This is a genomic window from Hallella bergensis DSM 17361 (assembly GCF_000160535.1).
Classification (GTDB): domain Bacteria; phylum Bacteroidota; class Bacteroidia; order Bacteroidales; family Bacteroidaceae; genus Prevotella; species Prevotella bergensis.
This window is the reverse complement of record NZ_GG704781.1, coordinates 126,498-143,371: the sequence shown is the minus strand read 5'-3', so window position 1 is coordinate 143,371 and position 16,874 is coordinate 126,498. Positions and strand designations below refer to the sequence as shown.

10 protein-coding genes are annotated in these 16,874 nt (G+C 50.4%); 8 read left to right on the top strand and 2 right to left on the bottom strand.

Annotated elements, in window-relative coordinates; all coding sequences use genetic code 11:
• The 5 genes from HMPREF0645_RS04545 to HMPREF0645_RS04525 all read left to right on the top strand — a co-directional run.
• On the top strand, positions 1-965 hold a 965-nt coding region (locus HMPREF0645_RS04545; protein WP_007173713.1), incomplete at its 5' end, for an amino acid--tRNA ligase-related protein.
• A gap of 54 nt (positions 966-1,019) precedes the next feature.
• Positions 1,020-2,015: an NAD(P)H-dependent glycerol-3-phosphate dehydrogenase gene (locus tag HMPREF0645_RS04540; protein WP_007173712.1), complete on the top strand. Its 996-nt coding sequence runs from the start codon at positions 1,020-1,022 to the stop codon at positions 2,013-2,015.
• Positions 2,016-2,163: 148 nt separating this feature from the next.
• Positions 2,164-3,516, top strand: a complete 1,353-nt coding sequence (locus HMPREF0645_RS04535) for a glucose-6-phosphate isomerase (protein WP_007173711.1) — start codon at positions 2,164-2,166, stop codon at positions 3,514-3,516.
• 98 nt (positions 3,517-3,614) lie between these two features.
• Complete coding sequence (locus HMPREF0645_RS04530) at positions 3,615-4,379, top strand: inorganic diphosphatase (protein ID WP_007173710.1); 765 nt, start codon at positions 3,615-3,617, stop codon at positions 4,377-4,379.
• 120 nt (positions 4,380-4,499) lie between these two features.
• Positions 4,500-5,180: a hypothetical protein gene (locus HMPREF0645_RS04525; protein WP_007173709.1), complete on the top strand. Its 681-nt coding sequence runs from the start codon at positions 4,500-4,502 to the stop codon at positions 5,178-5,180.
• A 75-nt stretch (positions 5,181-5,255) separates the two neighbouring features.
• On the opposite strand, the gene HMPREF0645_RS04520 is transcribed toward HMPREF0645_RS04525, so the two are convergent.
• Both HMPREF0645_RS04520 and mnmA read right to left on the bottom strand, forming a co-directional pair.
• On the bottom strand, positions 5,256-5,573 hold the full coding sequence (locus tag HMPREF0645_RS04520) for a heavy metal-binding domain-containing protein (protein WP_044123399.1): 318 nt from the start codon (positions 5,571-5,573) through the stop codon (positions 5,256-5,258).
• 52 nt (positions 5,574-5,625) lie between these two features.
• Complete coding sequence (gene mnmA / locus HMPREF0645_RS04515) at positions 5,626-6,780, bottom strand: tRNA 2-thiouridine(34) synthase MnmA (protein ID WP_007173707.1); 1,155 nt, start codon at positions 6,778-6,780, stop codon at positions 5,626-5,628.
• Positions 6,781-6,979: 199 nt separating this feature from the next.
• On the opposite strand from mnmA, the gene HMPREF0645_RS04510 reads away from it, so the two are divergent.
• From HMPREF0645_RS04510 to HMPREF0645_RS04500, 3 genes are all read left to right on the top strand, one after another.
• A complete protein-coding gene (locus tag HMPREF0645_RS04510; RefSeq protein WP_156777854.1) occupies positions 6,980-9,286 on the top strand; it encodes a glycoside hydrolase family 9 protein in 2,307 nt (768 codons plus the stop codon).
• Between the two features lie 208 nt (positions 9,287-9,494).
• Entirely contained in the window at positions 9,495-13,487 is a 3,993-nt protein-coding gene (locus HMPREF0645_RS04505) for a hybrid sensor histidine kinase/response regulator transcription factor (RefSeq protein WP_156777853.1), read from the top strand.
• Between the two features lie 736 nt (positions 13,488-14,223).
• The coding region (locus HMPREF0645_RS04500; RefSeq protein ID WP_044123300.1) for a SusC/RagA family TonB-linked outer membrane protein at positions 14,224-16,874 on the top strand (2,651 nt) is incomplete at its 3' end.

Genomic DNA, 16,874 nt, shown 5'->3' with positions numbered 1-16,874 from the left:
AGAACTTCCGTAACGAGGGTATGGACAAATTCCACAACCCCGAATTTACTTGTATGGAACTGTATGTTCAATACAAGGACTACAACTGGATGATGAGTTTCACCGAGCGCCTGCTCGAAACAATATGTGTGGCCGTGAACGGCACCACTGAGGTGAAAAACGGAGAACATGTGATTTCGTTCAAGGCTCCGTATCGCCGTCTGCCCATACTCGATGCTATTAAAGAAAAAACCGGATTCGATCTCTCTGACAAGACGGAGGAAGAAATCTATAAGATTGCCAAGGACGACCTGAAGCTCGAATCGGTGGACGAGACCTTTGGCAAGGGCAAGCTCATCGACGAAATTTTTGGCGAGTTCTGCGAGGGAACGTTTATTCAGCCCACGTTTATCATCGACTATCCCGTTGAGATGTCTCCGCTGACCAAGATGCACCGCTCCAAGCCCGGCCTGACCGAGCGCTTCGAGCTTATGGTGAATGGAAAGGAAGTGGCCAACGCATACTCTGAGCTGAACGACCCGTTGGATCAGGAGCAGCGCTTCATCGACCAGATGAAACTGGCCGACAAGGGTGACGACGAGGCGATGATTATTGATCAGGACTTCCTGCGTGCGCTGCAATACGGCATGCCGCCTACATCGGGTATCGGTATCGGCATTGACCGACTGGTTATGCTGATGACGGGACAGCCCAACATTCAGGAAGTGATGCCCTTCCCGCAACTCAAACCTGAGAAAAAAATGCCACAGAGCAGTATCAAGGAATGGGCGGAACTTGGTGTGCCGGAAGATTGGGTATACATTCTGCGCAAAGCGGGATTCAATCTTATATCTGACATCAAGGACGAGAAAGCCCAGGGTCTGCAACAGAAACTTGGCGAGATTGTCAAAAAATACAAGTTAGACTATACAAAGCCTACTGTCGACGAATTCCAATCGTGGATTGACAAGGCTATGAAAGAATAAAAACAAGAGAGAGGAGGGAGTGCTTCTTTCTTCTCTCCCTTGCCTTTAACGGCTATGTTCAACATCGGTAAGATAGCAATTATAGGAGGCGGGTCGTGGGCCACGGCCATTGCCAAGATCGTGGTGAATCATACGCATCACATCGGTTGGTATATGCGCCGCGATGATCGTATTGAGGATTTCAAGCGCCTCGGTCATAACCCGGCCTATCTTACCTCGGCACACTTTAATGTCGATGAGATTTTCTTCTCATCAGACCTCAACAAGATCGCGAAGGCATACGACACCTTGGTGTTTGTCACGCCATCCCCCTATCTGAAAAACCATCTCAAAAAACTCAAAACGAGCATCAGGGACAAGTTTATCGTGACAGCTATCAAGGGTATTGTGCCGGAAGAAAACCTGGTGTGTTCGGAATATTTCCACGAGGTCTTTGACGTCCCCTATGAAAACCTATCGTGCATTGGGGGTCCCTCTCATGCCGAGGAAGTGGCACTGGAACGCCTGAGCTACCTCACCGTTGCTTGCAAGGATCTCATGAAAGCCGAGGCCTTCACCGACATATTAGACTCCGACGTTATCAAAACCAAAACATCAACCGACGTCACGGGAATTGAATACGCCTCGGTTCTGAAGAATGTCTACGCCATTGCGGCCGGAATTTGCAACGGACTAAAATATGGTGACAACTTCCAAGCCGTTCTCATGAGTAACGCCGTGCAGGAAACCAGTCGTTTCCTCGATGCCGTGTACCCCATGGAACGGTCGATCATTGACAGCGTTTATCTCGGCGACCTGCTTGTCACGGGCTACTCAAACTTCTCGAGAAACCGCACCTTTGGCACCATGATAGGCAAAGGATACAGCGTAAAGACCGCACAAATAGAGATGGAGATGATTGCTGAGGGTTACTATGGCACCAAATGCATGAAGGAAATCAACCGCCATCTACACGTCAACATGCCCATTCTCGATGCCGTTTACAACATCCTGTACGAGCGCATCAACCCACAACGCGAAATCAAGCTCCTGACCGACTCGTTCAGGTAAGAGAGCTAAGAGAATTTAGAAGGAGTCAATACCAATGTACAGTCAGTATGATCATACCAGAGAAGAAGAATTAAGAGGGAAATGCAGGCTGACATGCTCAACCTCTTGAACTCCCAACAAGTCGCAGCCCCCCTAAATATAAACAACTATGGAATATATTAAATTAGACATTAAAAAGGCAGAACAGTTCCTCAAGGCAGGAGCCGTGGCCGGTTTTGAATCAAAAGTGAAAGCAGCCCAAGAGGCTTTGGAGAACGGAACATGTGAAGGTAGCGATTTCTTAGGCTGGCTTCACCTCCCGTCAGAGACCACGGAAGACTTCCTTGATGAAGTACAGTCCGTGGCAAACACACTGCGCGAGAAGTGCGAGGTTGTGGTAGTAGCCGGCATCGGCGGTTCATATCTCGGTGCCCGTGCCGTGATCGAAGCCCTCGGCAATAGTTTTGCATGGCTCGTGAACGACAAGAAGAACCCGACCATTCTCTTTGCTGGTAACAATATTGGTGAGGATTATCTCTTCGAGCTAACTGAATATCTCAAGGACAAGAAGTTTGGCGTTATCAACATTTCCAAGTCGGGAACTACCACGGAAACCGCACTGGCATTCCGTTTACTGAAGAAACAATGTGAGAATCAGCGTGGCAAAGCAGAAGCAAAAGACGTTATCGTGGCTGTCACCGATGCTAAAAAGGGTGCGGCCCGCACCTGCGCCGACAAGGAAGGCTATAAGAGTTTCGTTATTCCCGACAACGTAGGCGGTCGTTTCTCCGTTCTCACCCCGGTAGGATTATTGCCTATCGCCATTGCCGGTTTCGACATCAAGGCAATTGTCAAGGGTGCTCAGGACATGGAGAAAGCTACTGGCAAGGACGTGGCTTTTGCCGACAACATTGCCGCTCAATATGCCGCAACCCGTCAGGCACTGTACACACAGGCCGACAAGAAGATTGAAATCATCGCGAACTTCCAGCCTAAACTGCATTTCATGGCAGAGTGGTGGAAGCAGCTCTACGGTGAGAGTGAGGGCAAGAACAACAAGGGTATTTTCCCTGCTGCATGCGATTTCACCACCGATCTGCACTCCATGGGTCAATGGATTCAGGAGGGCGAGCGTTCCATTTTCGAAACCGTGCTCTCGGTTGAGAACACCAACCACCATGTAGAATTTCCTTCTGACGATGAGAATCTGGATGGCCTGAACTTCCTCGCCGGCAAGCGTGTGGACGAAGTGAACAAGATGGCAGAGCTCGGCACACAGTTGGCTCACGTTGATGGCGGCGTGCCCAATATACGCATCAGCATTCCAAAGCTCAACGAATATTATCTTGGCCAGCTCATCTACTTTTTTGAGGTAGCCTGTGGCATCAGCGGCTTGCTGGAGGAAGTAAACCCATTCAACCAGCCCGGTGTTGAAGCCTACAAGAAAAATATGTTTGCCCTGCTCAACAAACCCGGTTACGAGGCAGAAAGCAAAGCCATTCAGGAAAGACTGGCCCAATAAATACGCATCATTGACCCATCATGACATGGGTAGAATGATAAAATTATCAACAGCAACTGTGGGTGTAGTTTCGATTACACCCACAACTTTTTTAAGATATGAGTAAAATTACAGATGCCATCAAGGCATATAATGCAGGTTGGATCAACAGAACAAACTCGCCGTCGGGACTGTCCGTCAGGAAGTTCTCCCCACGCGCCGTGTTGTTCGATATGGACGGCGTGATCTACGATTCGATGCCGCTCCACGCTGTGGCTTGGCAAGAATCCATGGCACAATTCGGTATCGACATGAGTGCCGAAGATGCCTACGCCACGGAGGGTGCACGCGGAATCGACACAATATGCCAATTTGTGAAGCAACAGAAAAACAAGGAGATTTCGCTTGAGGAAGCCCAAAAGATGTATGACGTGAAGACCGAAATATTCCACAAAATGGGTCAGGCGCCCATCTTCGACGGTGTAATGGAGCTCATGCAGAAAATCAAAGATGCCGGCTTACACATCGGCATCGTCACCGGGTCGGGGCAACGCCCACTCATCCGGCGTCTTGCCAATGATTTCCGCACGTTTCTCAGCGAGAGCGACATCGTTAGCGCATACGATGTGGAACGTGGCAAACCAAAACCCGATCCTTATCTCATGGGACTGCAGAAAGCCGGACACTTGCAGCCCTGGCAGGGAATCGTGGTAGAAAACGCACCATTGGGCGTGCGTGCAGGGGTGGCCGCACAAATCTTTACGGTGGCCATCAATAGCGGTCCCCTGTCCGATCAGTCCTTACTCGACGAAGGAGCCAACCTACTCTATCATCGTATCGCAGAATTTTCCAACGACTGGGAGGTTTTGCTCGGAAATCCTTGAAATCCTTCATTCTGTTCTACCCTGCCCGCTCCGATATGTCTCGAGTTGAATATTAATAATTTAAAAGTAGTTAACCAAAATTCGAACTAACCAAATAAAGTGTTATATTTGTAATAAACTATGGGGTTAGTATCTCTTTTAATCCTTCTCCTGGCATCCCTTCATGCCACTGCTCAAGAGCCTGAAAAGCCTTTGAAGAAATTTGTTGTGGCCGACATAGAAACCAGAGTGCCCATCCGAGACGTTATCGTGATAACCGAAACCGGTTATCAGGACACCACCAACTATCGTGGCATCTGCTATATTCCCCAAAACTTCGACACGCTTACGGTTTATAAGGCCAACTACCTGACAGAAAAACTCCTGCTCAAGGAAGTCAAAGACTCCACTTTCCTTATACCCAACCACAAGCGTATTGGCGAAGTGACAGTGTGGGGTAAGGATCGCAACAAGCAACTGCAAGACAATGTAGACGGGTGGTTCGGGAAAAATGGACAACTGCCTGACCCCGGTAAGCCGGCAGCCACCATAGGCCTTGACTTTGCCAAGATGCTTGACAAGCGCTACCGCAAAGATCAGAAACAACTGAGAAAGACGCGCCAGTTGTTCAATCAAATGGAAAAATACGATGACGACCCCATCGTGAATGCCTATAAAAAGGAAATGGAAAAACGGCGTTTAGCAGCTGAACAAGCTAAGAAAATAGAAGAACAGAAAGCAAAACTGAAACAAGACGGACAACAAACGATTGAAGAAAAGAAACGGCTGACAGGAAAAACCAAGAACAAAATTGAAGAATAAAACATACGAAATGCGCCCGGTACACATTCACAATGCAATGTTCCGGGCGCATTTTCGTATTGATATTCAGCATTGCTAAATCACCACCGCCGTGCCGCTGGCCGTCACCATCAACATCGAGTTGCCTGACCCTATGGTTTCATAATCGAGGTCTATGCCTACAATGGCATTAGCCCCAAGCTCTCGAGCACGTTCCATCATTTCGGCTATCGACGTATCTTTAGCCTTGCGCAGCACTCTCTCATAGGATCCACTGCGCCCGCCGAAGAAATCACGGATGCCGGCAAAAAAATCCTTAAAAGCGTTGGCTCCGACAATAGTTTCGCCGGTCACAATACCTTTATACTCCAACACAGGGCTTCCCTCTATCTGTGGGGTTGTCGTTAAGATCATTTCCATAGTTTTTTTTCCTTTAATTGATTAATGGTAAATATGGATTACAAGATTACAGCGTTATTTCACCTGACCCGAAACAGCGATGGTGTTGCTCGTCATAGATAACGCAAAACTGTCCTGGGGCCACGCCATGAATCTTGTCCAAGGAGTGGATAGTAGCTGTGTCTCCAGTCAGCTCAGTATGATCTGAAGAAGAAGCTGCATTCAGATCCAAGTAGCCGGGATGATATTCGGGAGTGTGGCGAATCTTAAAAGTAATCGGAATGTAGCTCCCAGGCTTTTGCGACTCACTTGCCTCGGAGAGATGATGGGGAGGAGTTGGCTCCTCGGTGAGCCAGTGCAAATCGTGTATCTTAAAATCTTTTTTGTACGCCGTCTCCGGGTCGTAGCCATGACTCACATACAACACATTATGCTCCACATCTTTCTTGATGACAAACCAAGGCCCTCCGCTCAGCCCAAGCCCCTTGCGCTGTCCAATGGTATGAAACCAGTGCCCGCTGTGCTCGCCTATCTTCGTACCCGTTTCGAGTTCAACAATATCGCCAGGTTGCTCACCAAGATAACGGCGGACATACTCATTATAATCAATGTTGCCCAAGAAGCAAATGCCCTGCGAATCTTTGCGACGGGCATTAATGAGGTGTTCCCGCTCGGCAATCTCGCGCACCTCGTTTTTCTCATAATGGCCAATGGGGAAGATGGCCTTCTTCAGTTGCCATCCCTCTATCTGTGCCAGGAAGTCGGTTTGATCTTTTACGGGGTCTGGACTGGTGGTAAGCCACTTCCTGCCGTCAATCCATTCGGTCTGCGCATAGTGGCCGGTGGCAATGAGGTCGTAGTCGTGTCCTGCCTTCTCGTCAAAGGCACCAAACTTGATCAGACGGTTGCACATCACGTCGGGATTGGGGGTAAAACCGGATCTCACCTTCTCCATGGTGTAGCGCGTCACCTGACTCCAATATTCCTGATGGCAGTCCACCACCTGCAGTTTGCAACCGAAGCGCTTGGCAACAGCCGTGGCCATCTCCATGTCCTCCTCCGAATTGCAGTCCCACTCCTCCTTTTCCTCCGGCCCGATCCTGATGTAAAAACAATCGGGATGGAGGCCATGGCTGGCCAGTTCGTAAACCACCACCGAACTGTCCACTCCCCCAGAGAGCAGCACAGCAATGCGCTTGTCTTTCAGTTCTTCGATATTCATACGTACAAAAATAATGTTTTTTGCGCGCCCATCCAAGCATTTCCACTTCGTTTAGAGGTTAATTTATCAACATTTTGGACAAAAGACATTGTTTTGAATCTTTTTATGCGTTGTCTTCTCTCTTATCTATCGATTTGTTGTACCTTTGTGATAGATCAACACCAACCCAAACCACATGGTTTTGAATCAGAAAACCCATATGACCAAAATCGAAAGCCTGCTTCTGCTCTTGGCATGGACTCTGTTGCCCGTCACGGGTCATGCAACCAAGTTCATGACATTAAAAGTCGTCGACCAAGAATTTCTTATGGTTCAGTTTCGCGATGGCGAAGTGCGCTATCGTGACAACGGCTGTGGATCGAGCGCCTTTCTTGGCCATTGCTTTGCCGAAGGCGATGACACGCTTAGGGTGTTTGGCATCCGGTTAAACCCATCTGTAGCGATGGCTACCCACGATTGGACCCTCTCTTCACCCGACGACTCCTCTCTCAACGGCCTACACCCCGTAGCTGTATCGCGTAAGGCCAAGCCCATGAACACCGATCATACTCTCGCGAGCGAGCTTGACCATTGGTTTTTTCTGCGTCTTCCCCACCCCATGAAGCAGGGTTGCACCTACGAGGTGACCTTCCCGACGGGGATAGAAGCCGATACTCGCTCGGCCAAGACAACGTTCGACATCTGGCGCTCCCAGTCCGAGGCCATCCATGTGAACATCGTTGGCTATGTGCCACACGGCAGAGCACATGCCGCCGACCTGTATATGTGGCTTGGAGACGGCGGGCAGCGAGATTACAAGGCATTCGAAAACAACCAAGTCTTCCTGCTTAACGTGACCACTGGCGAGCGAAAAGCCGTTGGTAAAGTGGTGTTTTGGAAATCAGCTTCGGCCTCCGTCGAAGAGGCGGGCGAGAAGAACCTCACTGGCTCAGACGTGTGGAAAATTGACTTCGCCTGCCAGAATCCCGGCACGTACCGGCTGGTTGTAGATGGCGTGGGATGCAGCATGGACTTCGTCATCGACCGTAACATCTACTTTCAATCCTACCGCTACAGCCTGCGTGGCTACTATTACATGCGTATCGGAGAACCTGCCGAGCCGGAGAAACTATTGCCCGTACCCCGGCAGCCGCGCTTTATCCCAGGCGTGGATCCCAAGAACTTTGTCGTATACAAGACCAACCTCACCCCCTGGTCCGAAGAATGGCGACAGCAGCACATGGATGTCTGGGACGAGCCACACTTCAAAAAGGCAGAGGAATCATTGTTCTACAAGCATCGCCTGCCGGGCAACCCCACCAACGACCATGTTGTCGGCGGCCACTCCGATGCCTACGACTGGGATCGACATCTGGCACATGTGAGCAACATCTATGATATTCTCTTGCCGTATCTGCTCACCAACGGGCGACTTTCTGAAGACAACCTCGGTATTAGGGAGTCGGGCAACGGCATCCCCGACCTACTTGATGAGGCTCGTAACGAAGTGGACTTTTTCCTGAGCATACGCGATGGCGAGGCTTACTCGCAGGGTGTGACCAATCCCGACAAGGACTGGAGGATGATGTTCCAAGCCGGATGCACGACTATGGCAGCCTGGGCCAATGCCGCCAACTGCGCCATGATGGCTGAGGCATTCCGCATTCAGGGCAACAGCGAGTTACAAAAATACTACACTCGCGAGGCGATCAAGGCCTATCGGTATGCAGAGAAGCAGAAGAATCAGCAACTGGACGATTTGCAACACGTGGGAATCTACCCCATGCGCGGTCGTGATTTCAGGCAAATGGCGGCAGCTTTCCTCTATAATCTCACCGCCGAAAGAAGCTGGGAAAAGATAATGGTAGACGAAAGCATCGTCAAAACCGACACTACCAAACTATTCAAGACCGGCAAGCAGGGGTACTGCCAGATATGGTCGGCAGCCGCTTATATGACCTGTCCGCACGAGCGGCACTATCCGCAGTTCCATCATCGGCTCTGCTCAGCTATCAACCAAGCCCACACCGACCATGTGCAGGCCATGGTCAAGCGCCCTTCACGTCGCGCCACTACCGACAGACGATGGCAGACCTCTCAAAATCTGCAAATAGCAATGATGAGTCACCACATAACCTCCTCCCCAGCGCGCCGCCAACAGTTGGAGGACTTGATGTATGTCGAGGCTGACTGGGCACTGGGGCGCAACCCGGGTAATATCGTGGAGATGACCGGCTTGGGGCAGCGACACCTCACCGACATCTACACCACGGGGCGAAATGATGGCACACCCGAAGTACACCCAGGACAAACACCGTTCAACGGCACCGAGACTTGGACCGAAGGCAACGGCGGCGATGCCCGTATACTGCTCAACCGCTGCTATCCCTCGTGGCAAGAGGGAGGATGGCCGCGTCAGGAATCATTTTTCAACCAGCGCTACCTCTGGGTCAATGCCGAGTTTACTCCACGCGAAACCATGCGTGGCAAAATGGCTCTACTGGCCTATCTCTACGGCATTCGCTGAGCAACAACAAGATCCAGCCATCAGCTCATCTCCCAACTCCCATAGCCCCAACATTAAAACAATGGATTATGAACACCGTTTCAGTATATTTTTGTACCTTTCCAACCTCAAATCCACTTAGGATAATGTGGTGGCATACGTCTCCACAGACACATCAGGGGGATTAGGCAGACCGACTTGGCATGTCATATCATTTAACAATAGCGGCTTGAAAAGACTTTGTAGCTTTCTTATTATTCTCACAATCGGGCTTTTTACACGAGCCTCCGGCATTTCCTATCGCCAGTTTATCTTCGACCATATCGGACGAGAACGCGGGCTCGACGAGCGCCGCGTATTCTCCATCCGAGAAGGATCTGACGGTGCGATTTGGATTGCCACCAAGAACGGGGTGGCGCGTTACAATGGTCATCGAATCAAAAAATACGACTTGCCACTTGCCATGCGTGCCAGTGATGCCAGCGGCAGAATGTTCAAATTGCGCAAGAGTGGCCAAAAACTTTTTGCTTTCGACAACACGGGAAAAATATTTGCATACAATCCTCTCATCGATGAATATGTTGTTTTCCTGAATCTACAATCCCTTTTCCAAGACGAAATTATTCTCAACGACATCAGCATCGACTGTTCGGGGCGATTATGGGTGGCCATGAGTAGCGGGGTCTATCGCATAGACGCCGACAACAAGGTTGTCAGCGTGCTGTCGGGCATCGTGGCCAACACCATTCGCGATACCGGAGACACACACTATATCGGAACCAATTCCGGCGTAATCGCCCTCTCAAACTCCGTCAGGGGCATCAGATCCCATCATTTGTTATCCGGCGTTTCGGTCCAGACTCTATTTTTCGACACCGTCACGAGCCTGTTGTGGGTGGGCACATTCAATCATGGTGTACAGCTTGTCGACACCCAAAAAGGGTGCTCCGTATCCTCCTTGCCCAGTGTGGTGTCTCACAATCCCGTGCGATGCATAACGCCGCTCAACGCCAACACCATTCTTCTCGGCATCGATGGAGCCGGCGTGTGGGTGGCCGATCGCTCAGGAGGAGCTGCCCAGCTACTCATGAGTGCAGATGACAAGACGGGTAATGTGTTGCATGGCAATGGCATATACGACATCTGTGCAGACCGGTGGGGTGATATCTGGATAGGTTCCTACACTGGCGGCGTGGACGTAGCCTACCCCATGGGTACCATGATGAGCCTGCTGGAACATGTCTATATGAATCCGCAATCGCCAGCCAACAATGACATCAGTGCCGTTATGCAAGACTCGAAAGGAAACATCTGGTTGGGTTCGGACATGGGCATGAGCATCCTTGACCCCAAAGGGAAATGGCATCACGGCCTGACGGGCAAGGTGGTGCTGGCTTTCTGCGAACGCCCCGACGGCTCGATTTTGGCCGGGACATACGGGACTGGGGTCTACGAGGTATTTCCCGACGGCAGGTCGCGCCCACTATACAACACCGACAACCAGCAAATTCTCACCAACTATGTCTACAGTCTCTTCTCAGACAAGGAGGGCAACCTGTGGATAGGCTGCCTCGACGGACCACTCATGATGTTCACCGCCAGCGGTAAGCACCAGTTCGACATCTCCCTTGTACAAGCCATCACCTCAACATCCGACGGGCATATTGCAGTAAGCACGGCCAACGGCTTCTACCTCATCAACCCCCATACGAGGCAGTATACTCATCATTTTCCTGCTTCCAAATTTCCAGGACAAGATATCAATGTCTCCATCCAGTCGCTGCTATTCGTCAGCAACAACCAGATATGGTTGGGATCTGACGGCGGCGGTATCTATATTTACGATATCCGCCAGCGCCACGTACAAAACATCAGTACGCTGCAAGGATTACCTTCCAACTATGTATATGCGCTCGGCACAGACGGCATGGGACGTGTGTGGGCTGCCACTGACAAGGGGCTGGTCTATATTGAACCGGGGCAGCCGACCAAGGTGATCAACGTGAACTTCGTTACGGGACTCGAACGCGAATATCGACGACAAGCCATGGCTACGCTCTCATCAGGTAGCCTTATCTTCGGCTCGTCCACCGGAGCGGTCATCCTCAACCCCACGCTCATCGGTGAGCTCAGCTACAAGGCTCCGCTGAAATTTAAGCGTATACACGTCGTGGGTAGCAGTGATAGCGATTCCACCCTGCGTCACAACCTCTACCACATGCTGGCCGAGCGGAATGTACGTCTGATCTACAGTCAAAACAGTATCGACATCGGTTTTGAGAGCATCAATTATCCCTATCAAAACGACATCGTCTACAAATATTGCTTAGAAGGCGGCAACGGCGAATGGGTCAGCACAGGCAGCGACCAAACCATCCACCTCACCCGACTCTCGTCCGGGCACTACCGCCTCCTCGTGCGTAGCATCAGCCGGAACGGAGGCAAGGTGCTCGACACACAAGCCCTCGATCTCCACATCGCCCCGCCATGGTGGAACAGTTGGTGGGCGTGGATCGCCTATATTGCAGTTGCCGGCAGCCTCGTCTACCTGCTATGGCGCCGCTATCGCAGCATGCTGGATCGTCGCTATTTCAATGAGAAGGTATCCTACTTCATCAACACCGCCCACGACATCCGCACCCCACTCACTCTTGTCCTGGCTCCACTCGACGACATGGCAGCCGACAATACGCTCTCGTCCACAACCCGCGCCTATCTCGACACCGCGCGCCGTAACGGTGAGAAGCTGCGACGAAAAATCAGTGGACTGCTCGATTTTCAGCAAGCCGACCATTTGGGGACTAATCTCCACGTAGAAAAGCTGAATCTCCGGTCGTTGCTACAGGGGCAGATTGAAAAGTTCAAATTTGCTGCCCACCAGAAAGGATTATCGCTCGCATTGACAGAATGCCCCACAGACACCAACGTATGGCTCGATCCTTTCATGGCCGATAGTATTTTGGAGAATCTCATTTCCAATGCCATCAAATACACATCCAGCGGCGGCCACGTCGCCATCCGGGCAACAGCCACCCCCGAGGACATTCATATTGAGGTGAGTGACACGGGTATTGGTATACCCCCGACAGCAAGAAAAATGCTGTTTGGCTATTTCTATCGCGCCGACAACGCCCGCAACACCCTACAGCAAGGCTCGGGCATAGGACTCATGCTGGTGCGCCGCTTTGTCCAGTTGCACCAGGGCACGCTATCCTACACCAGTAAAGAGGGGCAAGGCACCACCTTCGTTATCTCTTTCAAACAAGGCAACAAACATTTAAACAGATGGCTTGGCAAGGAGCAGGACAATGCCCCATCCAACCAACACCCGACCATGTCAATGCCTGACAAGGACAATAAAAGCCCCATGCCCATCTCCTCGGAAAAACCTGAAGACACCCTGCTCTTTGTAGACGACAACCAAGAGCTGTGCGATTACATCTCAACGGCCTTTTCCCCATATTATCTTGTGGTCACAGTAAGGAGCGCCGAAGATGCCCTGCAATATCTTGAGAACGGTACATGCGACATCATTGTGTCTGACGTGATGATGCCCGGCATGCAAGGCGACGAACTGTGCCGGAAACTAAAGACAGATCCACAGACTTCGTGGTTGCCCATCATTCTACTCACCGCCAAGGCAGGGCGCAACTTTATGATCGAGGGACTCAATACAGGAGCCGATGACTACATTGAAAAACCATTCGACTCTGGCATTTTGCACAGCAAGATTGCTACCATATTAACCAACAGAAAACGCTTGCAAGCCTACTACATGGCTCAATCGCGCGATATGGTGAACCGGCAGTCCTACACGTTTTTGGAGCAAAAATCTGAAGTAGAATCGGTCGATGTCGCACAACAGACTGCCTCGCCAGACCCTTCCGACAACACAGCCCAACCCGACGATGCTGGAAAAATCTTTATAAAACAAGCCACCCAGCTTGTTCTCGATAACCTGCAAAATGCCAACTTTGATATCAATGCCCTTTGTCGGGATATGGCCATGAGCCGAACGCTGTTCTATGGGAAACTGAAAGCGTACACCGGCATTGCACCCCAGGAGTTTATTCGCACCATCCGACTGGAAAATGCGGCTGTCATGTTGAGACAGGGGGCGACTGTGGCCGAGGCGGCTACAAGAGCCGGATTTGCCAACGTGAAATACTTCAGTACGATTTTCCGAAAACAATTCGGTATAGCTCCGAGTCAATACAAATAAGGTTCATCTGACATTTCGAGTGATACGACAGTCATGTGGTGCATATTCTTCCCTCTTCATTCTTCCCTCTTCATTCTTAATTCTTCACTCTACACTCTTCACTCTTCATTCCTCATTCTACACTTTATAAAATATTATTACCGTTTCCAGCCATTTCCTTTCGTCTCATCTGGACAGAAATGCGCCATGTCTTTACGGATAACTTTGTTCCTGAAGAACATCAGAAACACAAGACCGATGCGGTTACAGTCTTGTGGCACCGCGATTTGAGCTTATCGGTTGCGCGACTGAACCTTTGTCGCATCGTGATTAGAGTTTAACCGTAGTGGCGTTTGACATCTAATCGCAGACGACAAAAATCGCATTGTTAAATTATATTTGTTAAAACTCTGATTGTCAACCCACTACGAATTCTCTCAAATTTCACGAATTTCAAACCGATGGAAACATATTTTTAAATTCGCAAAATATAGAGAGCTGTTTGTCAGAAAAAATATCAGTATCTGTGTCTCAGGATTCATCCTGGACATCTGTTGATGAAAAATAACCTCGATTATAACCGAAAACAACAGCTATCAAACCATTAAAAACAGCTATCAAACCCCTCTTATCATAAATTCTAACTATCTTTGTCATTAATAACCTATCATCAGAAACCCTAACTATACATTGTTTTATAAAACCTATATTTATGAAGATTTATGGAACTTCTTTAGTCTGCCTACTGCTCATCGGGATGGCAAGTCCCTGGAATGTTGAGTCGGCCAAGGCTTCGGCACCTTATATAAATAAGGTGGTACAACAGTCGTCTCATATCACCGGTACCGTGACCGACGGTACCGACCCCATCGTGGGTGCCACGATTAAGGTGAAAGGTGCCACTAATGGAACAGTGACCGATATTAACGGACGGTTTTCGATTGACGTGAAACCTGGAACAACACTCGAAATCAGCTACGTGGGCTTCTCCACCAAGGAGGTAAGGGCATCCCGTGGCATGTCGGTGGTGCTTGAGGAAGATCGAAAGGTGCTCGACGAGGTTGTGGTTACGGCCTTGGGCATTAAACGCGACCGCAAAGCCTTGGGCTACGGCGTGGGCGAAGTAAAAGGTGAGGAGCTGCAAAAGGCCAAGGAAACAAACGTTATCAACTCGCTTGCCGGCAAGGTGGCCGGTTTGGTGGTAAGCAACACAGCAGGCGGTGCTTCGGGTTCCACACGTGTGATACTGCGCGGTAGCACTGAGATGACGGGCAACAACCAACCGCTCTACGTGGTAGACGGAGTGCCATTGGACAATACTAACTTTGGCAGCGCTGGTACAAGCGGCGGATACGACCTGGGCGACGGCATATCGAGCATCAACCCCGACGACATCGAATCCATGTCGGTGCTCAAGGGTCCGGCGGCATCGGCTCTATATGGTAGCCGCGCCTCGCACGGTGTGATCATCATTACTACCAAGAAAGCCAACAAAGAGCGGCACACCGTGGAATACAACGGCTCGTTCACCTTGGACACACAGCTGGCCAGATGGGACGAAGTGCAGGAGGTGTATGGCATGGGGTCAAACGGTTCGTATAGTGTAGACGCTATCTCGAACACCAATAAGAGCTGGGGGCCCAGGGCCGATGGCAGCAACATGCTGACCTACTTTGACGGCGTGGAACGGCCTTACCTCATCATTCCCAACAACATCTCACACTTTTTCCGTACAGGTTTCACAGCAACCAATTCGGTTATATTAGGCATGAACACCGGCAACACAGGACTGCGCTTCACCTATACCGACATGCGCAACAAGGATATCGTACCCAAGACACACATGAGCCGCGATATCTTTAACCTGCGTGCCAACACGAGTATTGGCAAGGTGGATCTCGACTTCAGTGGAAACTATACGCGCGAGGATGTGATGAACAGACCCGCATTGGGCGACAGTAAGTCGAACATTGGCAAAAACCTGATGACACTGGCCAATACTTACGACCAGGAATGGCTGCGCACTTACCAGGACGAAAATGGAGAATACTCCAATTGGAACGGTATGGATCCCTATAATGTTAACCCTTATTGGGATGTGTTCAAAAATCGAAACACCTCAAAGAAGGATCAGTTCCGCCTGACGGGAAAGATCATCTATAACGTTTCTAAACACTTCAAGATACAGGGTACGGCAGGTGCTGACCTGAACTACTTCATGTTCGACGACTACAAGGCTCCCACCACACCGGGCTTCGAGGCCGGACAGCTGCAAACACGAAACTTCCGCAACCGCATGTACAACTTCGAGTTGCTCGCTCTCTATAACAACAGCTGGGGCGATTTCGACTTTAACAGCACTGCTGGCGGCAATATATATAAGGTGAACAATTCCACCACGACCACTACCGCACGGGATATGGAGATACGCGATGTAGTTTCGCTGCTGAGCTTCAACGAGACCTCCATACAGCTGGGTAGCTGGCGAAAGCAGATCAACTCGCTCTACGGCAGTGTCAACTTGGGATGGCGACACATGCTCTACCTCGACGCAACGGTGCGCGGCGACCAAAGTTCGACCCTGCCCACCAACAAGAACGTGTATGTATATCCCTCATTCTCGGGTAGTTGGGTCTTCTCGGAATTGCTCCATGCAGGAAACGTCATGCCCTATGGAAAGCTACGCATGTCGTGGGCACAAGTGGGAAGCGACACCGACCCCTATCAGCTCGCCCTAAACTATACCAAGAGTCGCTACACCTATCCCGGGCATTCGATTGGCTATATCAATAATTCCGTCATACCCAACAAGAATCTCAAGCCTACCCGTACAAACTCCTTTGAAATAGGCTTGGAGGCTAAATTCCTGAATAACAGAATCAGTTTGGACATGACCTACTACAACCAGAAGAGTAAAAACCAAATCATGGGCATGGCCACCAGCTGGACATCGGGTTATACTTATCGCCTCATCAACGCTGGGGAAATAGAAAACAAGGGCGTCGAGATACAGTTGGGCACGCGCCCCATACAACTCAAGGATTTCTCTTGGGACATTAACGTGAACTTTGCCAAAAACTCCAACAAGGTGAACAAACTGGTGGACGACATGCAACTCTTCGAATTGGAGCGCGCACCATGGCTCAACGTAGAAGTGGCCGCTGTGGTGGGCGAGAACTTCGGAAGCATCATCGGCCCCGACTTCAAGCGCAACGAACAGGGCCAAGTACTCATCGATCCCAACACCGGGCTACCTACATACGACACCTCCAACCATATCCTGGGCAATGCCAGCTGGGACTGGACAGGCGGTCTGACCACAACGCTGACCTACAAGAGCCTCTCGCTCAGCGCACTCTTTGACGTGAAGGTGGGCGCAGATCTGTACAGTATGTCGGCAAGAGCCAC

Bases quoted from the DNA above. Each gene is read 5' to 3' on its own strand.
- HMPREF0645_RS04540 (WP_007173712.1), top strand. From the start codon at position 1,020: ATGTTCAACATCGGTAAGATAGCAATTATAGGAGGCGGGTCGTGGGCC.
- HMPREF0645_RS04535 (WP_007173711.1), top strand. From the start codon at position 2,164: ATGGAATATATTAAATTAGACATTAAAAAGGCAGAACAGTTCCTCAAG.
- HMPREF0645_RS04530 (WP_007173710.1), top strand. From the start codon at position 3,615: ATGAGTAAAATTACAGATGCCATCAAGGCATATAATGCAGGTTGGATC.
- HMPREF0645_RS04525 (WP_007173709.1), top strand. From the start codon at position 4,500: ATGGGGTTAGTATCTCTTTTAATCCTTCTCCTGGCATCCCTTCATGCC.
- HMPREF0645_RS04520 (WP_044123399.1), bottom strand. From the start codon at position 5,573: ATGATCTTAACGACAACCCCACAGATAGAGGGAAGCCCTGTGTTGGAG.
- mnmA (WP_007173707.1), bottom strand. From the start codon at position 6,780: ATGAATATCGAAGAACTGAAAGACAAGCGCATTGCTGTGCTGCTCTCT.
- HMPREF0645_RS04510 (WP_156777854.1), top strand. From the start codon at position 6,980: ATGACCAAAATCGAAAGCCTGCTTCTGCTCTTGGCATGGACTCTGTTG.